Annotated in this window: 25 protein-coding genes; 17 read left to right on the forward strand and 8 right to left on the reverse strand. The window is 70.0% G+C overall.

Features of this window, described 5'->3' with window-relative positions:
- Positions 1 to 2,222, forward strand: a 2,222-nt coding sequence (locus tag KS423_RS03890) for a collagenase (protein ID WP_224274839.1), incomplete at its 5' end; no start/stop codon positions are given.
- Positions 2,223 to 2,376: 154 nt separating this feature from the next.
- On the forward strand, positions 2,377 to 2,811 hold the full coding sequence (locus tag KS423_RS03895) for a hypothetical protein (protein ID WP_224274841.1): 435 nt from the start codon (positions 2,377 to 2,379) through the stop codon (positions 2,809 to 2,811).
- Positions 2,812 to 3,083: 272 nt separating this feature from the next.
- On the opposite strand, the gene KS423_RS03900 is transcribed toward KS423_RS03895, so the two are convergent.
- A complete protein-coding gene (locus tag KS423_RS03900) occupies positions 3,084 to 4,358 on the reverse strand; it encodes an esterase (RefSeq protein WP_224274843.1) in 1,275 nt (424 codons plus the stop codon).
- A gap of 88 nt (positions 4,359 to 4,446) precedes the next feature.
- A complete protein-coding gene (locus tag KS423_RS03905) occupies positions 4,447 to 5,136 on the reverse strand; it encodes a TetR/AcrR family transcriptional regulator C-terminal domain-containing protein (RefSeq protein WP_224274908.1) in 690 nt (229 codons plus the stop codon).
- A gap of 65 nt (positions 5,137 to 5,201) precedes the next feature.
- Here KS423_RS03905 and KS423_RS03910 point away from each other — a divergent pair, with 65 nt between their 5' ends.
- On the forward strand, positions 5,202 to 6,464 hold the full coding sequence (locus tag KS423_RS03910) for a beta-ketoacyl synthase (RefSeq protein ID WP_224274845.1): 1,263 nt from the start codon (positions 5,202 to 5,204) through the stop codon (positions 6,462 to 6,464).
- 303 nt (positions 6,465 to 6,767) lie between these two features.
- On the opposite strand, the gene KS423_RS03915 is transcribed toward KS423_RS03910, so the two are convergent.
- Complete coding sequence (locus KS423_RS03915; protein WP_224274846.1) at positions 6,768 to 7,265, reverse strand: phosphoribosyltransferase; 498 nt, start codon at positions 7,263 to 7,265, stop codon at positions 6,768 to 6,770.
- Between the two features lie 293 nt (positions 7,266 to 7,558).
- Here KS423_RS03915 and KS423_RS03920 point away from each other — a divergent pair, with 293 nt between their 5' ends.
- From KS423_RS03920 to KS423_RS03960, 9 genes are all read left to right on the forward strand, one after another.
- Complete coding sequence (locus KS423_RS03920; RefSeq protein WP_224274848.1) at positions 7,559 to 8,173, forward strand: ATP-binding protein; 615 nt, start codon at positions 7,559 to 7,561, stop codon at positions 8,171 to 8,173.
- Positions 8,122 to 8,436 (forward strand): type VII secretion target, encoded by a 315-nt coding sequence (locus KS423_RS03925; RefSeq protein WP_224274850.1) that lies wholly within the window; start codon positions 8,122 to 8,124, stop codon positions 8,434 to 8,436. The genes KS423_RS03920 and KS423_RS03925 overlap by 52 nt, the downstream gene beginning before the upstream one ends.
- On the forward strand, positions 8,433 to 10,031 hold the full coding sequence (locus tag KS423_RS03930) for a hypothetical protein (protein ID WP_224274851.1): 1,599 nt from the start codon (positions 8,433 to 8,435) through the stop codon (positions 10,029 to 10,031). Before KS423_RS03925 ends, KS423_RS03930 begins: the two co-directional genes overlap by 4 nt.
- Positions 10,028 to 10,417: a hypothetical protein gene (locus KS423_RS03935; RefSeq protein WP_224274853.1), complete on the forward strand. Its 390-nt coding sequence runs from the start codon at positions 10,028 to 10,030 to the stop codon at positions 10,415 to 10,417. The genes KS423_RS03930 and KS423_RS03935 overlap by 4 nt, the downstream gene beginning before the upstream one ends.
- Positions 10,417 to 10,920 carry a hypothetical protein gene (locus KS423_RS03940; protein WP_224274855.1) on the forward strand — a complete coding sequence of 168 codons (504 nt, stop codon included), beginning with the start codon at positions 10,417 to 10,419 and terminating at the stop codon, positions 10,918 to 10,920. Before KS423_RS03935 ends, KS423_RS03940 begins: the two co-directional genes overlap by 1 nt.
- 65 nt (positions 10,921 to 10,985) lie before the next feature.
- On the forward strand, positions 10,986 to 13,073 hold the full coding sequence (locus KS423_RS03945) for a transposase family protein (protein ID WP_224274857.1): 2,088 nt from the start codon (positions 10,986 to 10,988) through the stop codon (positions 13,071 to 13,073).
- A 369-nt stretch (positions 13,074 to 13,442) separates the two neighbouring features.
- Entirely contained in the window at positions 13,443 to 15,350 is a 1,908-nt protein-coding gene (locus tag KS423_RS03950; RefSeq protein WP_224274858.1) for an SMI1/KNR4 family protein, read from the forward strand.
- Positions 15,351 to 15,650: 300 nt separating this feature from the next.
- A complete protein-coding gene (locus tag KS423_RS03955) occupies positions 15,651 to 16,097 on the forward strand; it encodes a M48 family metallopeptidase (protein ID WP_224274860.1) in 447 nt (148 codons plus the stop codon).
- A 320-nt stretch (positions 16,098 to 16,417) separates the two neighbouring features.
- Complete coding sequence (locus tag KS423_RS03960; RefSeq protein WP_224274862.1) at positions 16,418 to 16,597, forward strand: hypothetical protein; 180 nt, start codon at positions 16,418 to 16,420, stop codon at positions 16,595 to 16,597.
- Between the two features lie 31 nt (positions 16,598 to 16,628).
- Here KS423_RS03960 and KS423_RS03965 read toward each other — a convergent pair whose 3' ends face one another.
- Positions 16,629 to 16,949 carry a hypothetical protein gene (locus KS423_RS03965; RefSeq protein ID WP_224274864.1) on the reverse strand — a complete coding sequence of 107 codons (321 nt, stop codon included), beginning with the start codon at positions 16,947 to 16,949 and terminating at the stop codon, positions 16,629 to 16,631.
- Between the two features lie 211 nt (positions 16,950 to 17,160).
- Between KS423_RS03965 and KS423_RS03970 the strand changes: the two genes are divergently transcribed.
- Positions 17,161 to 17,301 (forward strand): hypothetical protein, encoded by a 141-nt coding sequence (locus KS423_RS03970; protein WP_224274865.1) that lies wholly within the window; start codon positions 17,161 to 17,163, stop codon positions 17,299 to 17,301.
- 82 nt (positions 17,302 to 17,383) lie between these two features.
- On the opposite strand, the gene KS423_RS03975 is transcribed toward KS423_RS03970, so the two are convergent.
- Positions 17,384 to 18,130, reverse strand: coding sequence for a phosphotransferase family protein (locus KS423_RS03975; RefSeq protein ID WP_224274867.1), 747 nt, complete (start codon positions 18,128 to 18,130; stop codon positions 17,384 to 17,386).
- Between the two features lie 378 nt (positions 18,131 to 18,508).
- Here KS423_RS03975 and KS423_RS03980 point away from each other — a divergent pair, with 378 nt between their 5' ends.
- A complete protein-coding gene (locus KS423_RS03980) occupies positions 18,509 to 20,017 on the forward strand; it encodes an MFS transporter (RefSeq protein WP_224274869.1) in 1,509 nt (502 codons plus the stop codon).
- The gene (locus KS423_RS03985) at positions 20,014 to 20,634 is read left to right on the forward strand and encodes a helix-turn-helix domain-containing protein (protein WP_308020131.1); all 621 of its coding nucleotides are present in this window, start codon (positions 20,014 to 20,016) and stop codon (positions 20,632 to 20,634) included. Before KS423_RS03980 ends, KS423_RS03985 begins: the two co-directional genes overlap by 4 nt.
- Before the next feature lie 522 nt (positions 20,635 to 21,156).
- Here KS423_RS03985 and KS423_RS03990 read toward each other — a convergent pair.
- From KS423_RS03990 to KS423_RS04000, 3 genes are all read right to left on the reverse strand, one after another.
- Positions 21,157 to 21,987, reverse strand: a complete 831-nt coding sequence (locus tag KS423_RS03990) for an alpha/beta fold hydrolase (RefSeq protein ID WP_224274873.1) — start codon at positions 21,985 to 21,987, stop codon at positions 21,157 to 21,159.
- Between the two features lie 100 nt (positions 21,988 to 22,087).
- The gene (locus tag KS423_RS03995; protein ID WP_224274875.1) at positions 22,088 to 22,378 is read right to left on the reverse strand and encodes a DUF4287 domain-containing protein; all 291 of its coding nucleotides are present in this window, start codon (positions 22,376 to 22,378) and stop codon (positions 22,088 to 22,090) included.
- A 52-nt stretch (positions 22,379 to 22,430) separates the two neighbouring features.
- Positions 22,431 to 22,889 carry a dihydrofolate reductase family protein gene (locus KS423_RS04000; protein WP_224274910.1) on the reverse strand — a complete coding sequence of 153 codons (459 nt, stop codon included), beginning with the start codon at positions 22,887 to 22,889 and terminating at the stop codon, positions 22,431 to 22,433.
- A gap of 213 nt (positions 22,890 to 23,102) precedes the next feature.
- Here KS423_RS04000 and KS423_RS04005 point away from each other — a divergent pair, with 213 nt between their 5' ends.
- Positions 23,103 to 23,729 carry a TetR/AcrR family transcriptional regulator gene (locus KS423_RS04005; RefSeq protein ID WP_224274876.1) on the forward strand — a complete coding sequence of 209 codons (627 nt, stop codon included), beginning with the start codon at positions 23,103 to 23,105 and terminating at the stop codon, positions 23,727 to 23,729.
- Positions 23,730 to 24,115: 386 nt separating this feature from the next.
- A complete protein-coding gene (locus KS423_RS04010; protein ID WP_224274912.1) occupies positions 24,116 to 25,582 on the forward strand; it encodes an IPT/TIG domain-containing protein in 1,467 nt (488 codons plus the stop codon).
- The last annotated feature ends 148 nt before the right edge of the window (positions 25,583 to 25,730 follow it).

The following is a 25,730-nucleotide window of genomic DNA, read 5'->3' on the forward strand; positions in this document are numbered from 1 at the left end:
CCGCGCCGGGTTGCACCCCGGCCGACTTCGCCGGCCGCACCGGGACCGACCTGGTCGCGTTCATCAAGAGCTCGACCCCGGAGTGCATCCGGGGCCTGTACAGCAGCGGTGGCACCGACCCGAGCATCTTCCAGCAGTCCCGGATGCTGTCCGTCGCGGGCGCCTTCAAGGACCTGGCGGCCGGCTACACCGGCGACAACTCGACCGGCATCCTCCAGCTGGCGCTCTACCTGCAGGTGGGCTACTACATCCAGTTCTACTACCCCGACGCGGCCGGCCCGTACACCGGCGAGCTCACCACCGCCGTCAGGGCCGCCCTGGACACGTTCTTCGCCGGCACTCGCTGGCACGACGTCACCGAGAGCAACGGCATCGTGCTCAGGGACGTGGTGTGGCTCACCGACAGCGCCAACGTCCAGGCCGGCTACCTGGGCGTCTACAAGCGGATACTGGACGACTACGACAACTCCTACAACGCGGTCCCGAAGATGGTCGGCGCGGTCAACTCCGTTCTGCAGTTCCCGCTCTGGCGGGGCAACTCGAACCCGGACTTCGTCAAGGCGGTCGCCGCCGACCCGAGCCTCGCCCACTCCCTCGCCGACTTCGCGATCAACCACAAGGACCTGCTCAGCGGGCCCAACGCCGTCCTCGACACCAACGCGGGCAACGACCTGGCCCGGATGGCCGGGAGCGGCCCCGCCGTCGAAGCAGCGGTCAAGCCGCTGGTCAGGAAGGTGCTGGACTCCGCACCGCTGCTGACGCCCGCGGCGCCGCTGTACGTGCACACGGCCGTCCAGGCCGCGTACTACAACGGCGGCCAGTGCTCGTACTACGACATCTGCAACCTGCCCGCCAAGCTCACCTCGGTGGTCCTGCCGAACCAGCTGGTCTGCGACAACCGCACCCTCCAGGCCCAGGCGCTGTCGGCCGACGAACTGGCCACCGTCTGCGCCAGCCTGCGCAAGCAGGACGCGTTCTTCCACAACGTGGTCAAGGACAACGGGCCGATCCCGAACCAGTACGCCAAGAACGTCACCTTCGGGATCTTCGCCAACAAGACCGACTACACCACCTACTCGTGGGCGATCTTCGGCAACGACACCGACAACGGCGGCCAGACCGTCATGGACGCGTCCGACCCGAACGCGCGGGCCGCGACCGTGATGTACCAGAAGACCTGGAACAACAACGACCCCGCCCGGGTGTGGAACCTCAACCACGAGTACACCCACTACCTCGACAGCATCCACGACCTGAAGGGCAGCTACCGCACCCAGATGTCCGTCCCCGACATCTGGTGGGTCGAAGGCCTCGCCGAGTACGTCTCGCACAGCTACCGCGGCGCCACCGACACCGACGCGATGACCCAGGCCGCCAAGCACACCTACAAGCTCAGCACCCTCTTCCAGAGCACCTCCGGCAACTCGGACTCGACCCGCGTCTACCCGTGGGGCTACCTGGCCGCCCGGTACATGCTGGAGAAGCACCCGGCCGACGTCCAGGCCATGCTGGCCCGGTTCCGCGTCGGTGACTACACCGGCGGCTACGCGGTCTACAACAACCTCGGCACCTCCTACGACGCCGACTTCGACGCCTGGCTCACCGCCTGCGCCGCCGGCGCCTGCTACGCCCCCGGCCCGACCGCCCTGTTCGACACCTCGGTGAACGGCGCGACCGTCAGCGTGAACGACCGGTCCGTGCAGACCGGCCCCGGCCGGATCACCGCGTGGCACTGGACCTTCGGCGACGGCACCTCCTCGGACGAGCGCAACCCGAGCCACACCTACGCGGCGGCCGGCAGCTACACCGTGGCCCTGACCACCACCGACGACAGCGGCCGGATCGCCACCACCCCGGCCACCGTCACCGTGACCGCCGCCCCGGCCACCCTGCCGACCTGCACCGAGCAGCGCACCGACGCGATGGGCCGGAACTGCTCGCGCAGCGGCCGCGCCGCGACCGCTGGCAACCTGGACTACCTGTACGTCTACCTGCCGGCCGGAACCACCACCCTGAAGGTCACCACCTCCGGCGGCACCGGCACCGCGCACCTCTACTACAACCCGGGCACCTGGGCCTCGCCGAGCGCCTACACCGCCTCCTCCACCAACGCCGGTACCACCCAGTCCCTCACCGTCACCAACCCGACGGCCGGCTACCGCTACCTCAGCCTGTACGCCGTGACCGACTTCAGCGGCGTCACGGTCAGCACCGAGTTCTGATCCCCGACCCACCGGAGGACAGCACGGCACGCGCCCGGCCGGGGTTTCCCGGCCGGGCGTCGTGCGTGGGCGGCGCCGTCCGGCGGCCGCACGTCTGCGACACGTTTGTCGAGGTCATTTGTGTTCAGTACCTCAAGCTGCCAAGGTGTCCGCCATGAAGATCACGATCACCGTGGAGGATCCGACCCCCGAGGTGCTTGAGAAGCTGCTCGCCCTCGCCTCCACACCGGCCGCCGTCGTGACCGCGGTGCCCGACGACCGCTGGACCCCGGAGCGGGCCCGCTCGTACTACGACCGTCTGCCGCCCCGCGCGCAGCAGATCCTGCTCCAGGTCGTCGAGGGTCGAGGCGAGTGCGCTGCCGACGAGTTGAAGGCGAACGGCCGGAGCCTGCGGGGCTCCACCGGTGCCTTCCGGCGCGTGCTCTCCGAGGGCAAGCGGACCGGCCTGTGGCCGGACGCCCTGCCCGTGCCGCTGGTGTCCCACATCGTCGGCGGACAGCTCAAGAAGCTGGAGATGCCCGGCTGCGGAAGCGAGCAGTATCCGCTCACGGCCTTCGGGGAGGCGTTGCGCGATCTGCTGGCCCCGTGACCGTTGAACAGCCATCGGCCTTGCCGGCACGACCGCTGCTGCCCCTCCGGCCCTGAGCGCGGCCCTCGCCCGTGCGATCGCGGCGGTCGTAGCGGACGCGGTTCGAGCCACCGACGGACAGCATGCGCTTCGATAGGCGCACGCATGACATGTGACCTGCGGAATCGACTGGGCCGAGGACCATCACGACATCGCGGTGGTCGACGCTGACGCCCGCCTTCCGGGCAAGCTGCACCCCCGTCACGCGCGTCACTCACGGCTCCGGTTGCGCATCATCGCTCGTAGACCACCTCGGGGAAGCTCGGCGACGGGCCGTCCAGGAGATGGTCGTCGTGGCCGCGCAGCCAGCGGTCGAAGAACGACGCGACGTACGAGCGGGTGGCCGGCACCGCGCGGTCCGGGCGGACGTCGCCGACGGCCTCGGTCAGCTTCTCCCCGCTGATCGCGCCCTGGCGGGCGAGCTGGGGCAGCAGGGACTGCGCGTCGGTGTAGGAGCCGTGGCGGGAGCCGGTGAGGGTCACGTCGGCGTGCCAGCCGGTGCTGTGCTGCCACAGGGCGTTCCAGCCGGGCTGTTGGTGGTAGCTGCCGGAGTCGGGGTCCTGGGTGCCCATGAGCAGGAAGGGCCGGGTCAGGCCGTCCTCGGCGACGCTGGGCAGGAAGACGCCGGTCCTCCCGTCCGGGCCGGGGAAGTGCAGCTGGCCGTCGAGGTTGACGCCGGCCTTGAGGCGCGGATCGTCGTGCATGGTCTGGAGGGCCGTGGAGCCGCCCCCGGAGTGGCCGACCATGCCGATCCGGTCGAGGTCGAGGGAGGCGGCGAGGCCGGCCGGCAGCTGCTTGTCGTGTCGCAGCCCGGCGAGCTGGTCCAGGACGAAGCGGGTGTCGTCGACCCGGGTCTGCAGCATCTTGCGCAGGAGGGCGCCCATGTCGAGGCCGGGCTGGGCGAACAGCGCGGGGAGAACGGAGGTGGCGAGGTCCCCGTCGGGGAAGGCGACCTCGGAGGCGTCGTAGGTGTGGTCGACGGTGACGACGGTGTAGCCGCGCGAGGCGAGGTCCTCCACCAGGCCGGTGCCCCAGGTGCGCGGGTCGCCGAAGCCCGCCGAGTACAGCACGACGGGCCGCTTGCCGCCGGGGAGGGCGGGCGCGTCGGCGCGGGCGTGGGTGCGGATGCCTGCCCAGTCGGTGCGGCCGGGCTCGAAGACGTAGTCGCTCTGGCCGACGCTCCCGGCGCTGCCGAAGTGGTCGGCGGCAGCGGGGACCATGTACGGTGCGCGGTCGTTGCCGGTGGCGGGCCGGGTGGTCGGGTACCAGAAGCTGATCATCAGTTTGCGGTGCTGCCCGGGTTTCCAGGGGTCGTCCCGGCCGTCGTCCGTGAGCTGCAGGGACGTCGTGCCGACCGGGTACGGCCCGGTTGGCTGCGGCAGCCAGGCCCTGGCCTGCTGCTCGGTGTCCGGTTCCGGCGCCGCCACCGCGCCCGGTGCGCCGACCACGCCCAACGTCGCCGTCGCCGCCAGCAGCACCGCCGCCACGGTCCGTCCTCGCCTGTTCATCGCCGTTCCTCCTCGTTCGGTTCCGTCTTCGTTCCCAACAGGGGCGACGGTAGGGGCGAGAAGGGGCGGAAACCGTCATACCGGGGTGTCAAGTCCTCTGTGGTACCCCGGTATGACGGTGTCCGGCGCTACAGGTACAGGGTGCGCATGAGGCGTCCTCTTGGCCGGGATCGGGTTCGTCGTGGATGGTCAATGCTCCGGCGAGGTCGAGGTCGGCGACGGTGCCGTGCGCCCCGGCGCGGACGAGCAGCACGGCGCCGAGCGCGGTGCTCCAGAACGTCCTGGCCTCCACGTCGAGTGGTCGACGGGCCGTCCAGCCGCGGCTGTCGATGAGCTGGCTCACGAAGCGCTCGGATTGCCGGAACAGCAACTGGAGGTGCCGGTCGACCACGGGGGCGAGTTCGGGCTTGGAGATCCCGGCGGCGAGCGCTCGCGTGACTGACGGGAGCGAGGGCATGGCCAGTACGGCGCGAGCGATGTTGCGCCGGAATGTCGCTGCATCGGGGGCTTGGCGACCGATGCGCTCGATCCGTCGGGCGTCGTGCAGCAGGCCGAGGAAGGCGGCGTGCACGAGCAGTGAGTCCTTGGAGCCGAAGTGGTAGGTGACCTGATTGGGGAAGGCGCCTGCCGCGTTCGCGATCTCCGCGACGCTCATCTCGGCGCCGGGCCGCTCCTTGCAGAGCCGTGCAGTTGCCTCGATCAGTCGGCGCCTCGTCGCGCGACCGCGGTCACGCGAACGGGCCGGCGTTGATCGGGCTTCGGTTCGCTTCTTCTCCACACCCAAATTGTATGTGATACAACAGGGCTGTTGGCTTGTATCGCATACAAGAAAGGTTGAGGGGCATGCACCGGACTGAAGTCGTCGTGACCGGACTCGGCGCGATCACACCTCTCGGGGCAGACGTGGCGTCCACCTGGGAGGCCCTGCTTGCCGGCGAGTCGGGCATCCGCGGGGGCGTCCTGCGCGGCCACGAGGACGTCGGCCTTCCCGACACCGTTGCTGGGGCGATGGCGATCGACCCCGCCGAGTTGCTGCCGCCGGTACAGGCCAGGCGGCTCGACCGCTCGCAGCAGGCGGCCTTCATCGCGGCGGCCGAAGCCTGGGCCGATGCCGGCGCCCCAGAGGTGGACCCGGACCGACTCGCCTCGGCGATCGGCACGGGCATCGGCGGCATAGGGACGCTGCTGAAGGAGGACGACGTACTGGAAGCGGCCGGGACCCGGCGCGTCTCGCCACGCACGGTCCCGATGCTCATGCCCAATGCGGCGGCGGCGCTGATCAGCATCGAATACGGCGCACGGGCCGGGGTCTACACGCCCGTCTCGGCGTGCTCCTCCGGTGCCGAGGCGATCGCCCTGGGGGCCAGGCTGATCCGTGCCGGCGAGGCGGACGTGGTCATCGCGGGCGGGACCGAGGCCGCAACCACCCCGATCACCGTCGCTGGCTTCGCCCAGGCACAGGCACTGTCGAGGCACACCGCCGAACCCGCCTCGGCGTCACGGCCGTTCGCCGCGGACCGCAGTGGATTCGTCCTCAGCGAAGGCGCCGCTGTCATGGTGCTCGAAAGCGCCGAGCATGCCAGGGCCCGAGGCGCGCGCGTCCACGCGGTGCTCGCGGGCGCCGGCATCGCCGCCGACGCCCACCACATCACGGCGCCCGCTCCCGACGGTTCCGGTCAGATCTCCGCCATGCGGAAGGCCCTCGCGCAAGCCGGTTTGGCTCCCGAGCAGATCAGTCACATCAACGCCCACGCCACCGGAACTCCGGTCGGCGACGTCGCCGAGGCACGCGCGATCAGGGAGGTCTTCGGCCACGCCACCGTGACGGCCCCCAAGGCCGCGCTCGGTCATCTCTTCGGCGCCGCCGGCGCGATCGAAGCACTCATCGCCGTCCTCAGTGTGGAGCACGGCGTCATCCCGCCGACCCGTAACCTCACCGCCGCCGGCATCGGTCCCGACATCGATCTCGATGTCGTCGCAGAGCGACGAGACGTCCCCCAGGAGGCCGTGCTCAGCAACTCCTTCGGCTTCGGTGGGCAAAACGTCTCACTCATCGTCACCGGCTCACGGCACCACGCGTCCCGTACAGCCCCGACCACACCATGACCCACGCGAACGCGCCGTCGTCCGTGCAGGGCCGCCGCCGATAGCCCGCGGCTCCCGCCCGGCGCTGGACCGGTTTCACGCCGTGGTCGGCCCATGGGGGCCGGCTTGTCCGGCGCCGCCGTTCGGCCTCCGGCCCGCATGACACCGGCCCTGCGGAAGGCGCGCGGTCCCCGAGACCCGGTCCGGACCGGACCGGACACGCCCCGACGAGACCGCGCTCCCACGGCCGATCAGGCGGTCGTCAAGGACAACTGGTCCGCGACGACCGCCCCGTCGTGCAGTCGTGGTCGCGTCCTCCTCCGATCAGGCGTCGAGCACCTGGCCGTCGCGCCTGACGACCGGCCCTTCCGTCGACCACGGGAACTCGATCCAGTCGTCGGTCCTCTTCCACACGTACTCGCACTTCACCAGGGAGTGCGACTTCTCGTAGATGACGGCGGACCGGACCTCGGCGACGTGGTCGAGGCAGAAGTCGTGCACGAGCCTCAGTGTCTTGCCCGTGTCGGCGACATCGTCGGCGATCAGGACCTTCTTGTCGGTGAAGTCGATCGCGGCGGGCACAGGCGCCAGCATGACGGGCATTTCGAGAGTGGTGCCCACGCCCGTGTAGAACTCGACATTCACCAGGTGGATGTTCTTGCAGTCCAGCGCATACGCCAGACCGCCCGCTACGAACACCCCGCCGCGGGCGATGCTCAGGACGAGGTCGGGCTCGTAGCCATCGTCGGCGATCGTCTGCGCGAGTTCGCGCACCGCCCGTCCGAAGGTCTGGTAATCCAGGGTCTCGCGCACATCAGTCACGGCGATCAGTGTCCTTGGCCGCCGGCCAGGCAGCGAGCACCGGCACGCTGAGGAACGCAAGTGTGGCGTTTCACACCTTGGCCGCACGCTCCGGGCCGGGGCCGTGCCCCCGTAGGCCCGTCTGCGGATCCGACGGGAGCGTGAAGGCTGCCTTGTAGTCGGGGGACAGACACGTTCAGCACCGTCGAGCGGCGACACGCAAGAGTCGCAGTCATCGGTGGTGTCGCCGTGACCGGCCTACGGCCTCTCTTGCGGATCTTGTCGGATCGCGCCGGACGCCGGACCAGGGCTGGTTGCTGAAGTCGCCGAGCCGCATGCTGAACGCCCGTCACGGGGTGGTGGAGTTCACCGGCCGCGAGGCGGACTCGGCCGCGCTGGACCAGTGGCGCGACAGCCGTCCGCGGCTGGCAGCGCGCTGGTTGTACGGGCCGGGCGGACAGGGCAAGACCCGGCTCGCGGCCCGGTTCGCCGCCCGTTCCACCGAACGAGGCTGGGCGGTGGTCACGGCGACGCACGGGCCGGGTGGCGTCCTGCCGCCGCCGGGCAGTCAGGATCTGCGGTTGCACGGGAATTCGTGCAGCGAGAGCTGGACGTTGTGGCAGTTGGATCCGCTGCCCGCGACCTCACCCAGGGTTGGCGAGGTTCACTCCTTTCTCCCCTGTCCCGGGCAGTCGTTCCTCTCCGAGGTCATGCAGGAACTCGGCGCCTCCAGTCGCTTCGAGGCGGGCGTCCGCGCCGCCAAGCTCGGCCGGCTGGACTGCCCCCGCAACCGACACCCCTTCCGCAGCGTCTATGCTCGTCGACCGTGCTCGTTCGATCACGGCGAGCCATGGAGCTTCTTGGGGGAGAGCAGCCGATGTCCGAATCGGTGGGATACACCGTCCAGCCCGACGCGCTGGACCACGTGACCACGGGACTCAACAACGTCGCAACCGACCTGGCCTCGGCCAACCAGGCCTACACCGCGCAGAAGCCCTACCAGTCCGCCGACTTCGGCGAGTTCGGTGTGGACCAGGCGTGGGCGGGCTTCGACACCAACTGGAGCCAGGAACTGCACGTCACCCAGCGCGCCGTGGCGCAACTGGTTCAGAAGATGTCGGCCACCAGCGCCAACTACCGCGCCGCGGAAACAACGGCCGCCGCATCGCTGACCCCGGCGCAGACCCGATGAGCAAGGTCGCAGACTTGCAGAAGGCGCAGCAGGCCATCACGCACCCCGGTTCCGACTTCTTCGTCGGCCCCGCGCTGCTCAGCGCGATCGGCAAGGCCCTGGCCGTGGCCGGGCCGGCCGGGAACCCGGGCGTGATACGCGAGCGGGCCAAGGCGTACGCGGAAACCGCCAAGGCCTATGCCAAGGCGTCCACCGACCTCGGGGAGGCCGCCGACAGCCGGCTGCCGAACGCCTGGACCGGCTCGGTCGCCGAGAACGCCGCCCAGTCCATCCGGGCGCTGGCGAACGAACTGGCCGTCTCCCAGAAGTCCTTGGAGCAGGCCGCCACCGAGCTGAACGCCTGGGCGGACAATCTGGAAGGGGCTCAGAGCACCGACGCTCAGGGCGTTACTGCCCTGGAGAACGTGCAGAAGTCACTCGCCCACGACGCCTTCGACGTCGGCAAGGCCATCGCCGCCATCGAACCCGCCAACACTGCTGTAGGAACCAGGATCTCGGCCGCCCAGCGGGCGGACAGCAGCGGCACCCGCGCCGCGAGCATGCTCAACCAGCTCGCCGCCAAAGCCCGCACCGAGCGCGCCGGACAGGGGCCGATCGATCCTCTCGCGGCACTGGTGCTGGCGAACGAGAAGGGCCCCGGCGGCGGTGCGGACGGCGACTACATCCTGACGGACGGCCAGCTCGACCGCGCCAAGCAGTTCATGTCCGTGATGAACGGCACCGACCAGCTCGCCTTCCAGAAGCTCCTGTCCGGCGCCAAGTCACCGGAGGAGGCCGCCTACCTCTGGAAGGCCCTGGCGGCCGGCCACTCGGTGGCCGACGTCCAGCAGTTCGCCGCGCTGATCCACCCCCACGGCGACGACCCGCGCTGGCTGTCCGAGCACCTGGTTCCGGCGCTCAGCACGGATCCCTTGCAGGAGGAGTCCACCACCCACCCGATACAGCTGAACTACAAGGGCGCCCAGATCCTCGACGACGGCTACGACGTCTACAGCCAGCGCAAGGTCGGCGACTGCGTCGCCGCCTCCACGGTGGTCGCGAGTCTCAAACTCGACCCGGTGACGATGCTCCAGCTCACCACCGGCAACATGACCGACGTACCAGGAGCCGACTCACCCGAGTACTTCAAGCAGCGCCTCCAGCAGCTCTTCATCGGTCAGTACCAGCAGGGCCAGCTGGCCGACGGCAGCCAGAAGATCTACCCGGAGAAGGACGGCGGGATCGGCCAGAAGGGCGGCACCTTCCTCGCCAACCAGAACCTCGGGAAGGCCACAGGCTCGACCTACGAGTACGTCAACCTGGACACCGACGACGACCGGCGCGCGGCCGTCACCCGGATCGAGAAGGCCCTGGACGAGGGCAAGCCGGTGCCGTTCTGCGCCTTCGACGAGGCCAGCAAGGCGGCCGGCCAAGATGGCGGTTACCACCAGATGGTGATCGTGGCCCGGGACGGCGACCGGCTGCAGGTCTACAACCCGTGGGGCCAGTCGGTGTGGGTGACCGAGGACCAGTTCATCCACAACCGCATCAATACCGGCGGCCTCACCGGCACGGCGAACATCAACCGGCCCTACGCTGCGGAGCTGCCGAAATGACCGACTTCCTCCCCGACTCCGAGCTGATGACCGGCTACGACGTCGAGTCCGCCATCACCCGCGGCCTGCTGATCGACGGAGTCCCGCGCCGGGTGCTCTTCGGCGAGGCGGCGATCGCCGCCTCCTACCAGGCCGAGGCCCTGCACATCGGCCCCGACCCGCTGGGCGTCCTGGCCCAGTACGTCCGCGCCGGCGGCTTCGCCGCCGCGCTCGACCTGCCCGAACCGGTGATCGGCCGGGAACCGGGCGAGCTGGTCCGCGGCTGGCTGCGCGCGGCCGCGGCCGGCGGGGCGGACCTCGGGCGCGAGGTCCTGTTCGCCCGCTGGCTGGCCGAGGTCGCGCTCCTGATCACCATGCGGCGCCGAGTCCGGGAAGAGGGCAGCTGATGCGCCGAACCGTCATCACCAACGTGGCGGCGCTCCTGGTCGGTGCCCTGCTGCTCGTCTCCTACCTCGACGGCTGGTGGTCCGACTCCGGCCCGGCCGGCACCACGGTCGCCACCGCCATCCGACCGGAGGTGGAGGTGCCCCTCCCCGACAAGGCGTGGGACGCCACCTCCCCGTATCCGACCAGCACGGTGACCCTGACGGTCGGACAGCGGCTCGGTGTCAGAACGACCGGGGGGGCCCTGCAGAAGAAGTGGTACCTCTACTCGGCGGGCGACGACAGCGTGCTGCGGCCCGGCAAGGACTTCGTCATCAGCCCCTGCCCGACGGACCCGCCGATGGCGGGCTGCGGCTCCGAGTTCGACCTGACCTTCAGCGCCTTGGCGCCCGGAACCACCACACTGACGTGGTTGTTCGGCGAGGGGGGCTGCCGCGCCGGCGTACCGAAGTACGAGTGGGAAAGGTGCGACATCTCCAAGAGCATCCAGGTCACCGTCCACTGAGCACGAAGAGGGACCTCGATGGCCCGGCCGCCCCGCACATCACCTCGCTTGAGAGCATCACGGCCGTGACGTGGGAACTCGTCGCGGCGGGCGACGGTGTCGTGCTCCGGTGCGGGCCGGACGTCATCACCATGCCCCGCCCGCAGGACACGATCGGCTGCGATGCCGGGGGCGACCAGACCTTCATTCCGGGCCACCAGTCGGTCGTGGCCGGACAGAGCGCGCTGTCGGGCCGCACCCACGACCTCACTGCGGCCCGTGGACATCGCATCGTGAAGACCTGCGCAAGGCTCCGCATCCCGGCCCTGGCCGACCTGGCCCACACCGGCGCGGGCGGGACATTCGTCGTGCCGATCAGGCGAAAGCCCGGCAAGGAGCTCACCCCGGGACAGAGATCGCTGAACCGGGCCCACGCCCGGTTCCGATACCCCGTCGAACGCGGTGCAGCCACCCTCAAGCGTTGGCGGATCTACCGCCACGCTCGCTGCAGCCCGAACTGGCTGACGTCAACGGCCAAAGCTGCCCTCGGCGCTACGTGCTTGGGGCCCTGCGGCTTCTGCCGCGGCCGGGAGCTGTTGGAGGAGTTCGGCCTCGATCTGGCCGATCCGCCCGCGCCGCCGGTGGCGCGCTTCGTTCAGGACGAGGAGACCCGGCGGCCGGGCGAGAGCGAGCCTTATTGCCGCCGGCGCCGTCGTGATGTTCCTCAGGACATTCCCTGGACGATACTTCCCAGGGGTTTCTCCGTGCCGCACCGGCCACCGGTCACCGGTGCCTCCCGCCTGCTTCGACCGGAGAGGTTCCCAGGACGCGGGTCATCCGGACAGGGCGGCCCGCGGCCCATCGCCTCAGCCTGTTCAGATCGCCAGATATTGACCAATCTGGGACAATTTTCCCATAGGTCAAATAGCAGCATGGAGCCCTGGTGCCGGCAATGCGGTATCCGCACTCGCCGACGGCCGAACGGATTCGGGCAACGAGGATTCGCTGCGGCACAACCGAACCGCCGTCCGGTCGCACCCGGCCCATTCGCCTGCGCGATTCGGAGGTCTGAAATGGCTGTCACTGTTCCGTTTGTCGTGACGACCTTAGGCGCGGCGCCGGTCATCGGGGTGAGCGCCGCATGGGACATCAACGAACGCGGCGACGTGGTGGGCGAGGGTGACGAGACGGGGTTCGTGTGGCGTCCTGTCACCCCCAACGGCACGACGGGGGCCGTGACGCGCCTGAGTCCGCTCTCGACAGGTGGAGCCCCCACCTCGGCAGCCGCACTCGCGATCAACAGCTCAGGTGACGTCGTCGGCCGTTCCGAAGCACTGGACGCCTTCGGGAACCCTGTCGACAGGCGAGCCGTCCTCTGGCCGGCAGGTGGTTTTCCGGTGGACCTCGGCACCCTCGTCCCGACCGGTTCACCCACGTCGCCGGGGTTCCTTGGAAACAGTGAGGCACTGGACATCAACGACAATCGGGAGGTAGTCGGCCAGTCGGACACCGCCACTTCGGGGACCGCGCACGCTTTTCTCTCGCTGCCCGGACAGCCGATGGCCGACCTCGCGCTGACTCCGCTCGATATCCTGCCGCCGGGCGCGACGGACTTCAGTCAGGCCAGCGGCATCGCCAACGGCGGGGGGATCGTCGGCGAGGGCACCGCGCTGGATGTACAGGGCAACGTCGTCAGCCGGGCATTCTTCTCGTCGACCGCATCGCCTTTCACCAGAACGGCACTCGGGACGCTCCAGAACGGTTCGGGTGGATTTCTGGGGGACAGCAGGGCCGTTGCCGTCGAGAACGCATTCGGGCGAATCGCCGGAGATTCGGTCCCACCGGCCGGGGGGACGGAGACGACACCGGTGATGTTCAAGCTCGGCCCGTTCGGCATCGATCCGACCGGGCTCGCGCCGACGACCGGCAGCACGCGCGCATTCAGCGACGCCGGGGTGATCGTCGGGTTCGTGGGCGACTTCGGTGATCCCGGCCGTAGAGGCTTCGCCTTCGACACCTCGGATTCCACCCTCACCGACCTGAGCAGCAATCTGGCGACGCCGGGATTCACGATCCTTGAGGCGACAGGCGTCAACAACAGCGGCCAGATGTCCGCCATCGCGGCGGACGCCGCGGGAGTGTCCACGGCCGTGCTCCTCACACCCCAACCCTGATGACGGAAGCGAGCTCCCCCGTGCGCCGAGCGGCGGCGTACATTGCCACGGCAGCGGCACCGTCGTCGACATGCCCGCCGGGACGCCGCTCGGCGCGCCGTTCACGGCACCGCTGCGGACCGGCCCGGCCGGCGCGCCGCCGAGGGCCTGGTTGACGACCTTGCCAGCGATCCTCTGCCCGTCCAGGACGGACCCGGCCTGACGCAGCCGACATTCATCGACCAGGCACTGACAAAACCCTGCGGATCCGGCTGCCATGTGTCGTCGGGCGCGAGGACGTCATCGGGTCGGCCACGAGACGTGTCAGTAGCCGCCCGATGCCGCCCGGCATCAGGAGCACTGTCAGTGGCGGATGGCAGCATCGGGCGCATGACGAACACGACACCGTTCGACTGGCGGCCGTTCCTGGTCAGATGGAGCGGGGAGTGGTCGGATTCCCTGCCCGACGATGAGACGACGAGCCAGGAGGACGAAGCCGCCCGGCGGGGTCGGTGGTTGGGGTTCCCGCCCGCGTCCGAGGAGCGGATCGCAGCCATGGAGGATCGCCTCTCACGACGGATGCCCCCGTCGTACCGGGAATTCCTCAAGGCCAGCGACGGGTGGCAGCACGCCGGCGGGTTCATCCGGCTGCTGGCGGGGACGACGGACGCCCGCTGGCACGACAACGAGTCCGGACTGGCGGACATGTTCGAGGAGTATCTGGACGACGACGCCGGACCCGCCGAACGGCGGGATGCGGACATCTGGCGGCGCGGGCTCCAGCTCGACGTCGAGTCCGACGCCACCTACGTCCTCCTGGATCCCGAGGACGTAGGTGACGACGGCGAGTGGGCCGTGTACACCTGGGCCGGCTGGCGGGCCGCGCCACCCGAGCGGTACGCGAACTTCGCCGAGTTCATGCGGAGCATGCACCAGGAGTTCCACAGCCTGCGGGCGCGCCCGGCCGACGGGGAGCCGGAGTTCGCCAACGACACGACGCGAGAGCTGGACGCCCTGGTGGAGCAGGCCCGGCTGGATGCGCTGCGCGGAAACTGGGAACGGGCCGGGCACGCGCTGGACGAGGCGAGGAAGTACGGCAGACCACGGGCCGCCGGATTGGGTGACCAGATACGGCGCCTGCTCGGACGGACCTACATGGTGTACTTCGACGACGTGGTGACCGACCCGCAGTACGCGCCCGAACTGCTGCCGGCGCTGGTCGCCGAGCACGCGGCGCACTCGTACCGGGGCGACTCCACGCTGATGTTCCACCTGCGGGGAGCCGGTGACAACGTGGTGTCGCTGGCCTACGCGATGCTGGAGCAGGTTCGCAACGGCACGTACCGGTACACGGCGGCCGGACCGTTCGGGGAAGCGGTCGAACGGGCACGGGAGCTGGCGCGGTGGGGCGACACCGACGGAGCGTGGCGGGCGCTGACAGACACTCTGCCGGTTTGGCAGCCACTGGGGCCCGACCACCTGGCGCCGCTGGGGTGGGTGGCCGATCCCCTGCTCGGACCCCTGCTGACCCCGGAACGGGGCCGCGAACTGCTGTCCACCCCGAGGGCCGGGCAGACAGGTGAGGCACCGAGCCCGGCGGCCGGCCTCGACCCGGACGACCTGACGTGGCTCGCGGACCCGGACCCTCACGACAACCTCACGTCCTACCGGTTCGTCCTGGTCGAAGGGATGAGCCCGGAGGACCTGCCCGGACGCCTCGCGGACGGGAACGAGGCAGGGCTGGACGATCCCATGACGCCCGACGAAGCGCGCCGCCGATCACTCCGCACGCAGGGGGACTTTTCGCCGTACGAGGACAGAGCCCTCACGGCGGTCGGCCGGGCCGGCACCCGTTGGAGCTTCGCCTTCGACAGCAACCCTGCGCACTTCGACCTGCGGCGGTTCGTCTCCCCGGCCGCGGCTGCCAGCGCGGGCACCCGCGCGGTGGTCGTGTGGAGTGGTCTGACGACCCGGCACGGAGAACCGTTCTTCCACCTTTCCGTGGCGCAAGACGGTGCCCAGCGGTACGCCTTCACATACGCGGACGGAGAGATACACCGCACCGGGGAGATACCACGGGCACTGGACCCGGACCGGTTCTTCCGCTCCCGGGAGGAGGAGACCATGGCGGAACGGTCGCTACTGGAGGCCGTGACCGGCGAGTTCGGTGTCCGACTGCCCCGCTACGCGATCACGAACGGACGGCTGCACACGTTCACCACCCGCTCGTGGACGCGGCCGCGGGGAACGGGGGAGACGTACGTCGTGACCAGTACGACCGGGGACGCGGCACGCTGACGTACCGAGACCTGCGCCGGGCCGACGCCCGCTCAGGGGCGGTCCATGCCCTGACCGACGCGGACACACCCCGGCCGGGCCCGCGGCCGTCCTCTTCCCATCGGCGCCGACGAGGTCCCCACCCCGATCCGCGATGACCACACCACCCACCGGGAGCCGGGCACCGAACTGCTCCGGCAGATCGCTGACTCACCGCGCCGGCCGTCTCAACAGAGCCCCTCGACGGAACCGGCCGGCCGGCGTCACCTAGGCTTCGCAGGAGCCCGTTGTGCGAAGCGCCGAGCAATGACAGGGACGACCATGCAACTGCCGGATGAGGTCCATGCCGAGATCAGGGACCTGTGTCAGGAGGGTGATGCCCTCGCCGGAATGGGAGAGTTCGCCGAGGCCAAACAACGCTATGTCGAAGCCCTGCGGTTGCTGCCGGGCGATCCCCGTGGATGGGCGGCCTCGACCTGGATCTACGTCGCCATCGGAGACGTGCACTTCCGGCGCGGTGTCTACGACAGGGCGTACAAGTGTTTCCACAACGCCGTTCAGTGCCCTGAAGGGCTCGGCAATCCGTACATCCACCTTCGACTGGGCCAGACGAGCTTCGAGTTGGGCGACCACGATCAAGCTGCGGATGAGCTGATCAGGGCCTACATGGGCGGCGGACCCGAAATCTTCGAAGAGGATGACCCCAAGTATCTCAAGTTCCTGCAGACCCGCGCGGACCTGAACCACACCAGCAACGCGGGCTCCTGACGGAGGTCGGGGCCGGCGGCGCCGGGCCGGCACTCCGGCTCACCTCGCTGCGCCGGATCGACGGGACATGGGGATGGGTCGGGGACGACGACGAGGACCATCCCTGGCTGCTGGACTCCAGCGGGCCGTTCGTCGAGACGGAGGACTGGGTCGGCCGGCAGACGGCGACCCTTCGCACCGCCGGGTACGAACCCACCATCCGTGACGAAGAGGACGACTACCTGGACGACTATCGCAAGGCCTTCGGTGACGCCGGCGACGAGGCCTGGCACCTGGAACGCGGCCGGGGTGCGATCCACATCAGCGACAACGGATGCGGGATGACCGGCTGGCTCATCGTCGTCGGCCCGCACAGCGGGGAACTCCGCGACCGGGCCGGCGCGGTCAACCCGCCCTTCGAGCCGTACGTCGACGCAAGGGGAAACCGCCACACCTTCCGCACCTGGTACCTCGAATGGCTTGAGCGACGCGAGACGGCAACTCGGTTGTCGAGGGGATGAGGTGACTCGGCTTGCGGCGCGTCCTCCTGGCTCAGCCTCTGCGGTCCTCGACCGTCCAGTCGTCGCCCAGCTCGTGGCGCAGCGCCTCCAGCGCTATGCCGGCCTCGCTGCGGAACGATTCCTGCTGGTCCCGGGTCCAGGGCGAGGGACCGGCAGGGTGATCCCAGTCGAGGGAGGACTGGTACAGGTCGGCAAGTCTCGTGAGTTCGTTCCGGGTGGCCGGGGTGATGGGTAGTTTCTCCGGAGCGCAGGGGTATCCGTAGGGGCTGTCGAGGTCGGGGTCGCCGGGAGGACCCGGCCACAAGGGGGTGTCGACGCCGTACTCGAAGAAGAACCGCAAGTGGTAGGGCATGCCCCAGCCTTTCACAGCACTGAGCACACGAGCGGCCGGCTGAAACGCTCAGCGGCCAACCCGGCGCCCAGCCACAAGCAAGCACCTGCACGCCGACCGCGGCTATGACCACGAGGTCCACCGGGACAGGGTCCGCCGGTTCCAGATCACCGCGCACCTCGCCCGGCGCGGCACCGGGCACGGCTCCGGCCCGGGAGTGTACCGCCGGGTCGTGGAAGGAACGGTCGCGCTGCTGCACTGGTTCCGCCGCCTGCGCATCCGCTGGGAGATCCGCGACGACATCCACCACACGTTCGTCACCCTCGGCTGCGCCGTCATCCGCCGGCGACGACTGCGCACCGCACTCCGTTGAGAGCAGGGGCAGACGATGCGCCCCAGGGGATGGCCTGCTCGATGCGTCAGAACGCATACGTGGCAGTCGGGCCCGCGCGGCCTCACATCCGGGATCTCAGCACGTCGACCTCACAGCCCGGCGCGTACGGGTCGAAGCCGTGCTCGATCAGCCAGCGAACCACCAGCAGGCTTCGCAACGACCACCACGCGTGGATCACGTCGAGGTCGACGTCGGTGCCATAGCCGGCGATGACGTCGTCGAGGTGCTCCTCGTGTCCGAGCGTGAAGGTGGCGAGGTCGTACAGGGCATCACCCTGGCCCGCCTCGGACCAGTCGATGATGCCCGTGACCTCGTCGCCGTCGACGAAGACGTGCGCGATCTGCAGGTCGCCGTGCGTGAACGCCGGAGTCCACGGCCGGAGCGCGGCCTCGGCGACCTGGCGGTTGCGGGTGACCAGGTCGGCGGGCAGGACGCCGTTCGTCACGAGCAACTCGCATTCGCCGTCGAGTTCCGCCGCCAGCTCGACGATGCTCCGCCCGGCCCGTCCCCGCCGGGACGGCAGCGGCGCGTCGTGCAGCTTCCGGATGGCGGCGCCCGCCGCGGCCCACGCCGCCGGCGACCCGGTCGACGGCCCGCCGAGGCGTCCGAGCGTCGTCCCCGGAAGTGCAGCCATCGCGAGCACGGGCGGCTTGCACCACAGGACCTCCGGGGTCGGGACCGGCGCGAGAGACATCGCCTCGACCTCGACGTCGATGCGCGCCTGATCGGCGTCCACCTTCAGGAACACGTCGCCGACGCGCAGAGTCACACGCTCGGAATGGGCGACGACGACTTCGACCTCATCCATGGGCGACCAGTATCCCGGGGATGACCGCCGACGTCGCCGGGTTTATCACGTGCGATGACGCGGCTGACCGCGTCCCGCTACCCGGCGGCCAGGTTGCTCGCACCGCTCTCACCGAGGAGCCGTGAGGACCTGTCCCGGAGGCCGACCACTGGCTCATGCCGTCCACCTGGGCAAACGAAGGTCCTCGACCGCACTGCGATCGAGGTCCTTCGTCGTGCGGTGGGCGGGATTCTCCCGAGCGGCCTCGATATGTCATCATACGAAGACATCAAGCGATGACATCGAATGATGACACTCCTCGGTCGCATGCCCGGGGGCCGGGCTCAGCCTCCGAGCCCCGGTTCGAACACTCGATCTCCGACAAGGGAGGACGCGTCCATGGAGACCCCGACCGGCCTGTCGACGCGACGTGAGCGGGCCCTGGTGCCCGTGCTGGTATTCCTCAGTGCCGTGGTGGCGGTGATCAGCAGCCTTGGCGCGCCGATGATCCCGACCATCGCTGCCGTCGACCACGTGTCGCTCTCCGAGGCGCAGTGGTCGCTGACCATCACGATGCTGGTCGGGGCGGTCTCCACCCCGGTGCTCGGCCGGCTGGGCGACGGGCCGGCCCGCCGTACGGTCACGCTCGCCGCCGCCGCCGTGGTGGTCCTCGGCAGCGTGCTGGCCGCACTGCCGCTCGGCTTCGGCTGGCTGGTCGCGGGACGCGCGCTGCAGGGTGTCGGGCTCGGGCTGACCCCGCTGGCCATCGCCACCGCGCGGGACAGCCTGCCCGCCGCGGCCTCCCGCTCGGCCGTCGCGCTCCTGTCCATCACCACCGTCGCCGGCGTCGGCCTCGGCTACCCGATCACCGGCCTGATCGCCGAGTCCTTCGGCATCCACGCGGGCTTCTGGTTCGGCGCCGTGATCAGTGCCCTGGCCCTGGCGCTGGCCGTCCTGGTGCTGCCCAGGACGACGGCCCGCGCTCGGCGCCCGCTGGACGCGCTCGGCGCGGTGCTGCTCGGGCTGGCGCTGGTCGGTCTGCTGCTGGTGCTCAGCGAGGGCGAGAGCTGGGGCTGGGCCGGCGTCCGGCTGTGGACGGTGGCGGCCGTCTCCCTGCTGCTGCTGATCGGCTGGGTGTGGCACGAGCTGCGCACCGCCCACCCGCTGGTCGACCTCCGGAGCCTGACCAACCCCGTGGTGCTGACCGCGGACGTGGCCGGCCTGGTCGCGGGCGTCGGGATGTACCTGCTGATGTCACTGGTGATCCGTTACGTTCAGACCCCGGTCAGCACCGGCTACGGCCTGGGTGCCTCGGTCGTGGTCGCCGGCCTCGTGCTGCTGCCGTTCTCGGCGTTCAGCCTGCTGTCCAGCAAGGTCGTCCCGGTCCTCGCCCGGCGCACCTCGTCCGCCCTGGTGCTGCCGCTGGGCTGCGCGGCATCGCTGGTCTCGGTGCTGTTCTTCCTGTTCGCCCGCGACCACCTGTGGGAGCTCCTGGTGGTGATGGGGATCGCCGGACTCGGCGTCGGTTGTACCTTCGCCGTGATGCCGGGGCTGATCGTCAACGCGGTGCCCGCCGACCAGGTCGGCAGTGCGGTCAGCTTCAACCAGGTGCTGCGTTACGTCGGCTATTCCACCGGCAGCGCGCTGTGCGGTGCCGTGCTCCAGGCGCACACCGAGCCGGGGCGGCAGCTGCCCGCTGTCGGCGGCTACCGGGACGCGGCGCTGATCGGCTGCGCGGTGTGGGTGGTGATCGGGCTGGTTACGATCGTCCTGCCGCGGCTCGGTGCCGCGGCCGCCGCCCGCAGGGGTGCGCGTGCGGACGAGGAGTTGATGGTGGAAGAGAGCATCGCCGACGGCGTGGCCGGCGAGAGCGAGGTGCCCGTGCTGCGGGCCGGGGTCGAGCGGTGACCGAGGCGACCCCCGGAGCGGGTGGGCCCACTGCCACGGACGGCGCCAGGCCGGAGCCCTCGGCGCCCCGGCGCAGGGACTCCGCCCGCAGCCGGGAGCTCCTGATCCGAGCGGCCATGGACCTCTTCGCCGATCGCGGTTTCGAGCGCACCACCATCCGGGAGATCGGCGAACGGGCCGGCGTGGACCCGGCGCTGATCGCCCGGTACTTCGGCGGCAAGACCCAGCTCTACCTGGCCACCGTCCGGGTCGAACTCGGCGACTCGCAACCGGCCGACCTGCTGGAGGAGGACCGTCTGCGCGGCCTGCTGGAGCGCTTCTCCCAGCGCGGCCCCGGCCCCTCCTTCCAGGCCGCAGTACTCCCCGGCGACAACACCGAGGTGCAGCAGGCCGCCCGCACCTACCTCCACGAGCGACTGGTGGGGCCGCTGCGCGACCGTTTCACCGCCGAACAGGTGGACCGCCCACAGCTGCGCGCCGAACTGGCGGCGGCAGCCTTCGCGGGCATCATCCTGGCCCGATCCAGCGGGGCGTTCGGCGAACTCTCCGAGGCGGAACCCGAGGAACTGCTGCCGCTCCTGCACAACCTGCTGGCCGCAAGCCGCCCGCCCCGGTGAGGGAGTCCGGCACCGGATCCGGCAGGCCCCGCCGACCCAGCCCGACAACCGGCTCGTGGTCTCGGCTTCGGTTTCATTCGGCCCAGATGCCGACCTTCAGGCGGATGAGTTCGTTGCGTGCCAGATCCGTGCCAGAACCGGTGGTGAACGGTGGACAGCGGCGGTCTGCGCCGGGCGCCCGAAGGGCCCTCCGCACAGGTATCGGCGCAGATCAGGGTCACGTGCGGCCCGGAAGCCCGAGGATGACCCCGCAGCGGCTCCACCCCCAGCACCTCGCGGACCCGCCTGGCCCGCGCGCGATGGCGAGGAAGGGCCGGCACTCCGGCGGCAGCGCGGCAACGGCAGACCGTCGGGTGCTGTCATCGTGCTGGTCTCCTCTTCGTGACGTCAGGCATAGCGAAGGACCAACCGGTGCCGTCTCGCTTTCGGACGCCACACACCGGGCCGGGATCAAACCCCCGGATCGGGTGGAACCCGCACACCCCGTCCCTGGACGCAACCCGACGCCCTGCCGGACGGCAGTCAGTCCGATGCCGCGCTCGCGCCAGTCGGCGCGGCGACCTGTTCGAGGAATTCCTGAAGTACCTGGCAGAGGATCCCGGGGTGTTCCAGGTGGACGTCGTGCCCCGCTGCGGGGACGCTCACGGCCACCGTCCCGGGGCGCCGTTGGAGCATGGCCTCCGTCTCGTGCGGGGGGATGATGCCCGATTGACCCAGGATGACCAGCGTCGGGCATGCGATGCTCGTCCACTCGTCCCAGAAGGAACGCCGGGCATTCTCCGTCAGCGCTTCGACCATCACGTCACGGTCGAAGCGCGGCCACCAGCCGCCGCCCCGTTCTTCCAGCCCGGCCGCCCAGCCCTCGCCGACAGCACCGCCGCCGAAGAACTCGACGGCGGCCCGGCGCGAGGAGAACGGCGTCGGCCACGCGTCGAGCGCTGCGCCGATCTCGGCGGGCACGTTCGGGCTGGGGCCGCCCGGTCCCGCCTCGACGAGGACGAGCCCGCCCAGCAGATCGGGGTGCGCGGCGGCGGTGAGCATGGCGGTGTGGCCGCCCAGCGACTGCCCCACCAGGACCGGCCGGTGCAGGTCGAGCTGTTCGACGACAGCGGCGACGTCGGCGACGTACGCAGCACGGGAGACATCACCCGGTCGGCGCTCGCTTGCGCCGTGGCCGCGCTGGTCGACGGCGACGACCCGGTGGCGGCGGCTCAGGTTCCGGGCGAGGGTGTCCCATTCGCCCGCGTGGCCGGCCAGTCCGTGCAGCAGGACGACCGGGTGTCCTGATCCGCCCCAGTCGCGGTAGGAGATGCGGACGCCCTCGCGTACCAGGGTGTGCTCGGTCCAGGTCATGTCGGGTTCTCCAGGTGGGTGGGCGCGGTTGGTGAGGTGGCGGCGCTCGCGGGCACCGAACGACCTACGCGGTCGTCGCCCGGTGCCGCCGCGCGCCGCTTCAGGAGGGACGCGTCGCCTTGCCGTCGAGCCAGAGGGTGTCGGAGTCGTCGCGGTGCGAGCCGGTCGTGCCGACGTGCTTCGCGTCGATGCGAGGGCCGTGCTTGATGACGTGCACCAGCGCCATGCCGTGGCCGCGCCCCAGGCCGTACTCCTCCTTGAGCCACGTGAGGATCGTTCCCGCCTTGGTGGATGGGGCGTCGAAGCCGTGCTCCTTCGCCAGTGCGATGAAGGCGCGGGGGGTCAGGCCCGTCTTGGTCTCGATGGTGTCCAGGTACGCCTGAAACGACATGTGCTTCCTCTTGTCCGGTGATCGGTGGCTGGGGCCCGGGCCCGTGGGCGGGTCAGGCGGGCGGGGAGGTCAGGTCCGGCACGCCGGTGGAGAAGGTGGCCGAGGTGGTGAGCCGCAGCGGGGCCCGGCCTGTGCCGTGGGGGAACAGGCGCTTGCCGGTGCCCGGTACGAGCGGGTGCACCAGGAGCCGCAGTTCGTCGAGGAGACCCGCCTCCAGGAGCGTTCGGGTCGGGGTGATGCTGCCGGAGAGGCTGATGTTCCCGCCCGGCTGCTGCTTGAGGTCCTTGAGGAAGGTGATGACGTCGCCGTCGGTGACGGTGGTGCTGTTCCAGTGGGCCTCGTCCAGGGTGGTCGAGGCGACCGGCTTGCGGATGCCGTTGAGCGCGTCCGCCATCGGGCCGGTCTGCTCAGGCCGGACCGCGGCGAACGCCTCGTGGGTCACACGTTCCGTCAGCGGCGTGTCCGCTCCGGCCTGCATCCGGGCGAGGGCCGCGCCCGTCTCCTCGTTCAGGTGAGGGAAGTGTCACTGTTCAGGCGCCTTTGCCACGCCGTCCAGCGACACGAACAGCCCGCCACGATCGTGCGTCCTGCGGTCGTCATGACCGGTTTCCCCCTCGAGTAATGGCGTGTGGGTCGACCCCCTCCGCGCCGGTACTGGACTGTACGGTACCCATATGAGTACTGGTCAGTCCAGTACTGTTCGCGAGGTGTCAAGGAGGCTGACATGCAAGCACCCGAGGACGGCCGCACGGCCCGCAAGCGCAAGGCGATCACGGAGGCGGCTACCGAGCTGTTCCTGCGCAAGGGGTACCCGGGCACCAGCATGGACGAGATCGCCGCGACGGCCGCGGTGTCCAAGCAGACCGTGTACAAGCAGTTCAAGGACAAGGAGACGCTGTTCGGCGCCATCATCCTCGACGCCAGCAGCAAGGTCGGCCTGTTCGTCGAGGTCATCGACGCACTACGCGACACCGATGACCTCGATCGGGACCTGACCGGACTCGCCCGGCGCTACATCACCACCGTCATCCAGCCCGAAGGGCTGCAACTGCGCCGGCTGCTCATCGCGGAGGCCGACCGCTTCCCCGAAGTGGCGGCCGACTACTACCGGCGTGCACCCGAGCGGACCATCGCCGCCCTGGCGGCCTGCTTCCAGCACCTCGCGGCACGCGGGCTGCTGCGGCTGGACGATCCGGTGCTCGCCGCCGGTCACTTCGCATGGCTCGTTCTGGCCACCCCCATGGACCGCATCATGTTCTTCGGCCACGACGACATCCAGACCCCCGCCGAACTCCAACGGCTGGCCGACGAGGGTGTGCGGGTGTTCCTCGCCGCGTATTCGGCTCGCTAGGCGGTCGGGCCGCGCGGTTCGTGGGGCGGGGAGTGAGCCGGACACGAAGGTTGCGGCGGTACTGGGCGGGGGCGGGGACATCGCTCGGGCCGCCGCCCCGGCCTGCCCGCAGACACCGCAGCTCCGGAGAGCGGGCTGCGCACCTGGCTCGGCGGACCGCACACACGTATGACGACGGCCAACAAGGTGAACCCGGTCAACCTGAAGGCAGGAGAAGCTCCCGGCAACGCAGAGGGGAGGTCTGATTGTGTGCGATCCACCCAGACGGCCGGTTCGGCACAGATCTGCCCTGATGCTGCCGAAAGGCCGTCCCGCCTCCGCACCGGCACGACATCCGAGGAGCAGGAACGACGATGGCACCCGATCCGACAATCGCCCAGGTGACCATGACCCTGGCTGCCCTTGCAGCCACCGGGGCCACCCCGCGTCCGTCCGGGGAAACCCTGGCGCAGCAGACCGAACGAATCATCACGGGCATCGACGCGCAACTGAGCGATCCCCGCCTTGCGACGCAGGGCGCGTGGCAGCTGGTGTGGCTCGCCCTGAGCGAGGCCAACGCCAATATGGCCTACATCGCACGAAGCACCAACGACTCGAACGAGTTCGCCGTGGTCGCTCGCGGAACGGACGCCGATCTGACCGACATCCTTGAGGACCTCGACGTCGGCACAGTCGTCCCGTTCCCCGAAAGCGGATCGCCGAAGCCCGTCGCCGTTTCCAAGGGGGCGATGGATGCGTTCAAACGGGTCGTCAACGCCCGCTCGATCGCCTCGCCCTCCCCGAACGTCACGCTCGCTCAGGCGCTCGCGGCCGCGCTCAAGTCGGCTCCCTCCTCGCCGCAGCCGACCGTCTATCTGACCGGTCACAGCCTGGGCGGTTGCATCGCCACCATGCTCGCGCCGTACCTGCAGGCACAGACCTGGCCGAAGCAGCCGAAGTTCGCGGTGATCACCTATGCCGCTCCCACCGCCGGCGTGCAGAGCTTCGTCGACTACTTCGACTCCCTGCCGTGGGTCATCGACGAGCGCCAGAACAACGCCCACGACCTGGTCCCGCACGCGTGGGCCGATCTCGACACCACCGCCGGCTGGTACCCGAGCCCGGGACCGCAGGCGACCGAAGAAGTGAAGCTGCTCATCGGGTCGATCTCCAAGCGCACCAAGGGCAACGTCTACGTCCAGCCCGGCACGCTCCGCCCGATGAACACCGGATACACGTGCCTTGCCAAGAACCTGGTCAACAGGACCACCCAGGACTTCCTCGGCCAGGTCGCCTTCCAGCACGCCAACTCCACCTACCTGGACCTGGTGGGGGCTCCTGCCGTCCCTTCCGGGCCGGCTGTGACCGACGTGACCCCCACCTTCGGCGCACCAGGCGCCACGGTGACCATCAACGGCACCGGTTTCAGTCCGGACAGCGTGGTCGACTTCGGCCACTTCGCCTGCACCGAGCGCGACATCGACCCCTCCGGTACCAGGATCACCGCGCAGGTCCCCGACGGAACCGGCGTCGTCCACGTCCGCGTCACCAACACCCTCGGCACTTCCCCGGCCGTCGCGATGGGGCAGTTCGCCTATGGCGGACCCGCACCCGTGGTGGTCAGTGCGGTCAGCCCGACCAGCGGAAAGGTCGGCACCCCGGTCACCATCAGCGGCTCGGGCTTCGCCGCCGGCGCCACCGTGCACTTCAAGGACAAGGCATCCGATTCGGTCAGGTTCGTCTCCACCGGCCAGATCACCGCGGTCGCGCCCGGTCAGCTCGACGACCACCAGACGGTGAACATCACCGTGACGGTCGGCAAGGCCACCTCTCCCACCAGCCCGGCCGACGAGTTCACCTACACCGGACGGTAGCGTCCGCACGGCCCGTTCCCGGGCGAGGGATCGCCGCAGCACCGTTCGCCGTGCGGCGAGCAGGCCACGGAGCTGTGCGGCACGGCCGAGCGGCGTCCTCGCGACCAGATGTCCGGAACCCTCGGAGAGACCGGGGCGGGGATGAGCC

The sequence above is a fragment of the Streptomyces sp. LS1784 genome (genome assembly GCF_020103755.1).
Classification (GTDB): Bacteria; Actinomycetota; Actinomycetes; order Streptomycetales; family Streptomycetaceae; genus Kitasatospora.

Bases quoted from the DNA above. Each gene is read 5' to 3' on its own strand.
- KS423_RS03960 (WP_224274862.1), top strand. From the start codon at position 16,418: ATGACCGGCTGGCTCATCGTCGTCGGCCCGCACAGCGGGGAACTCCGC.
- KS423_RS03935 (WP_224274853.1), top strand. From the start codon at position 10,028: ATGACCGACTTCCTCCCCGACTCCGAGCTGATGACCGGCTACGACGTC.
- KS423_RS03950 (WP_224274858.1), top strand. From the start codon at position 13,443: ATGACGAACACGACACCGTTCGACTGGCGGCCGTTCCTGGTCAGATGG.
- KS423_RS04010 (WP_224274912.1), top strand. From the start codon at position 24,116: ATGACCCTGGCTGCCCTTGCAGCCACCGGGGCCACCCCGCGTCCGTCC.
- KS423_RS03980 (WP_224274869.1), top strand. From the start codon at position 18,509: ATGGAGACCCCGACCGGCCTGTCGACGCGACGTGAGCGGGCCCTGGTG.
- KS423_RS03940 (WP_224274855.1), top strand. From the start codon at position 10,417: ATGCGCCGAACCGTCATCACCAACGTGGCGGCGCTCCTGGTCGGTGCC.
- KS423_RS03930 (WP_224274851.1), top strand. From the start codon at position 8,433: ATGAGCAAGGTCGCAGACTTGCAGAAGGCGCAGCAGGCCATCACGCAC.
- KS423_RS03995 (WP_224274875.1), bottom strand. From the start codon at position 22,378: ATGTCGTTTCAGGCGTACCTGGACACCATCGAGACCAAGACGGGCCTG.
- KS423_RS03990 (WP_224274873.1), bottom strand. From the start codon at position 21,987: ATGACCTGGACCGAGCACACCCTGGTACGCGAGGGCGTCCGCATCTCC.
- KS423_RS03955 (WP_224274860.1), top strand. From the start codon at position 15,651: ATGCAACTGCCGGATGAGGTCCATGCCGAGATCAGGGACCTGTGTCAG.
- KS423_RS03975 (WP_224274867.1), bottom strand. From the start codon at position 18,130: ATGGATGAGGTCGAAGTCGTCGTCGCCCATTCCGAGCGTGTGACTCTG.
- KS423_RS03925 (WP_224274850.1), top strand. From the start codon at position 8,122: ATGTCCGAATCGGTGGGATACACCGTCCAGCCCGACGCGCTGGACCAC.
- KS423_RS03965 (WP_224274864.1), bottom strand. From the start codon at position 16,949: ATGCCCTACCACTTGCGGTTCTTCTTCGAGTACGGCGTCGACACCCCC.
- KS423_RS03895 (WP_224274841.1), top strand. From the start codon at position 2,377: ATGAAGATCACGATCACCGTGGAGGATCCGACCCCCGAGGTGCTTGAG.
- KS423_RS03900 (WP_224274843.1), bottom strand. From the start codon at position 4,358: ATGAACAGGCGAGGACGGACCGTGGCGGCGGTGCTGCTGGCGGCGACG.
- KS423_RS04005 (WP_224274876.1), top strand. From the start codon at position 23,103: ATGCAAGCACCCGAGGACGGCCGCACGGCCCGCAAGCGCAAGGCGATC.
- KS423_RS03910 (WP_224274845.1), top strand. From the start codon at position 5,202: ATGCACCGGACTGAAGTCGTCGTGACCGGACTCGGCGCGATCACACCT.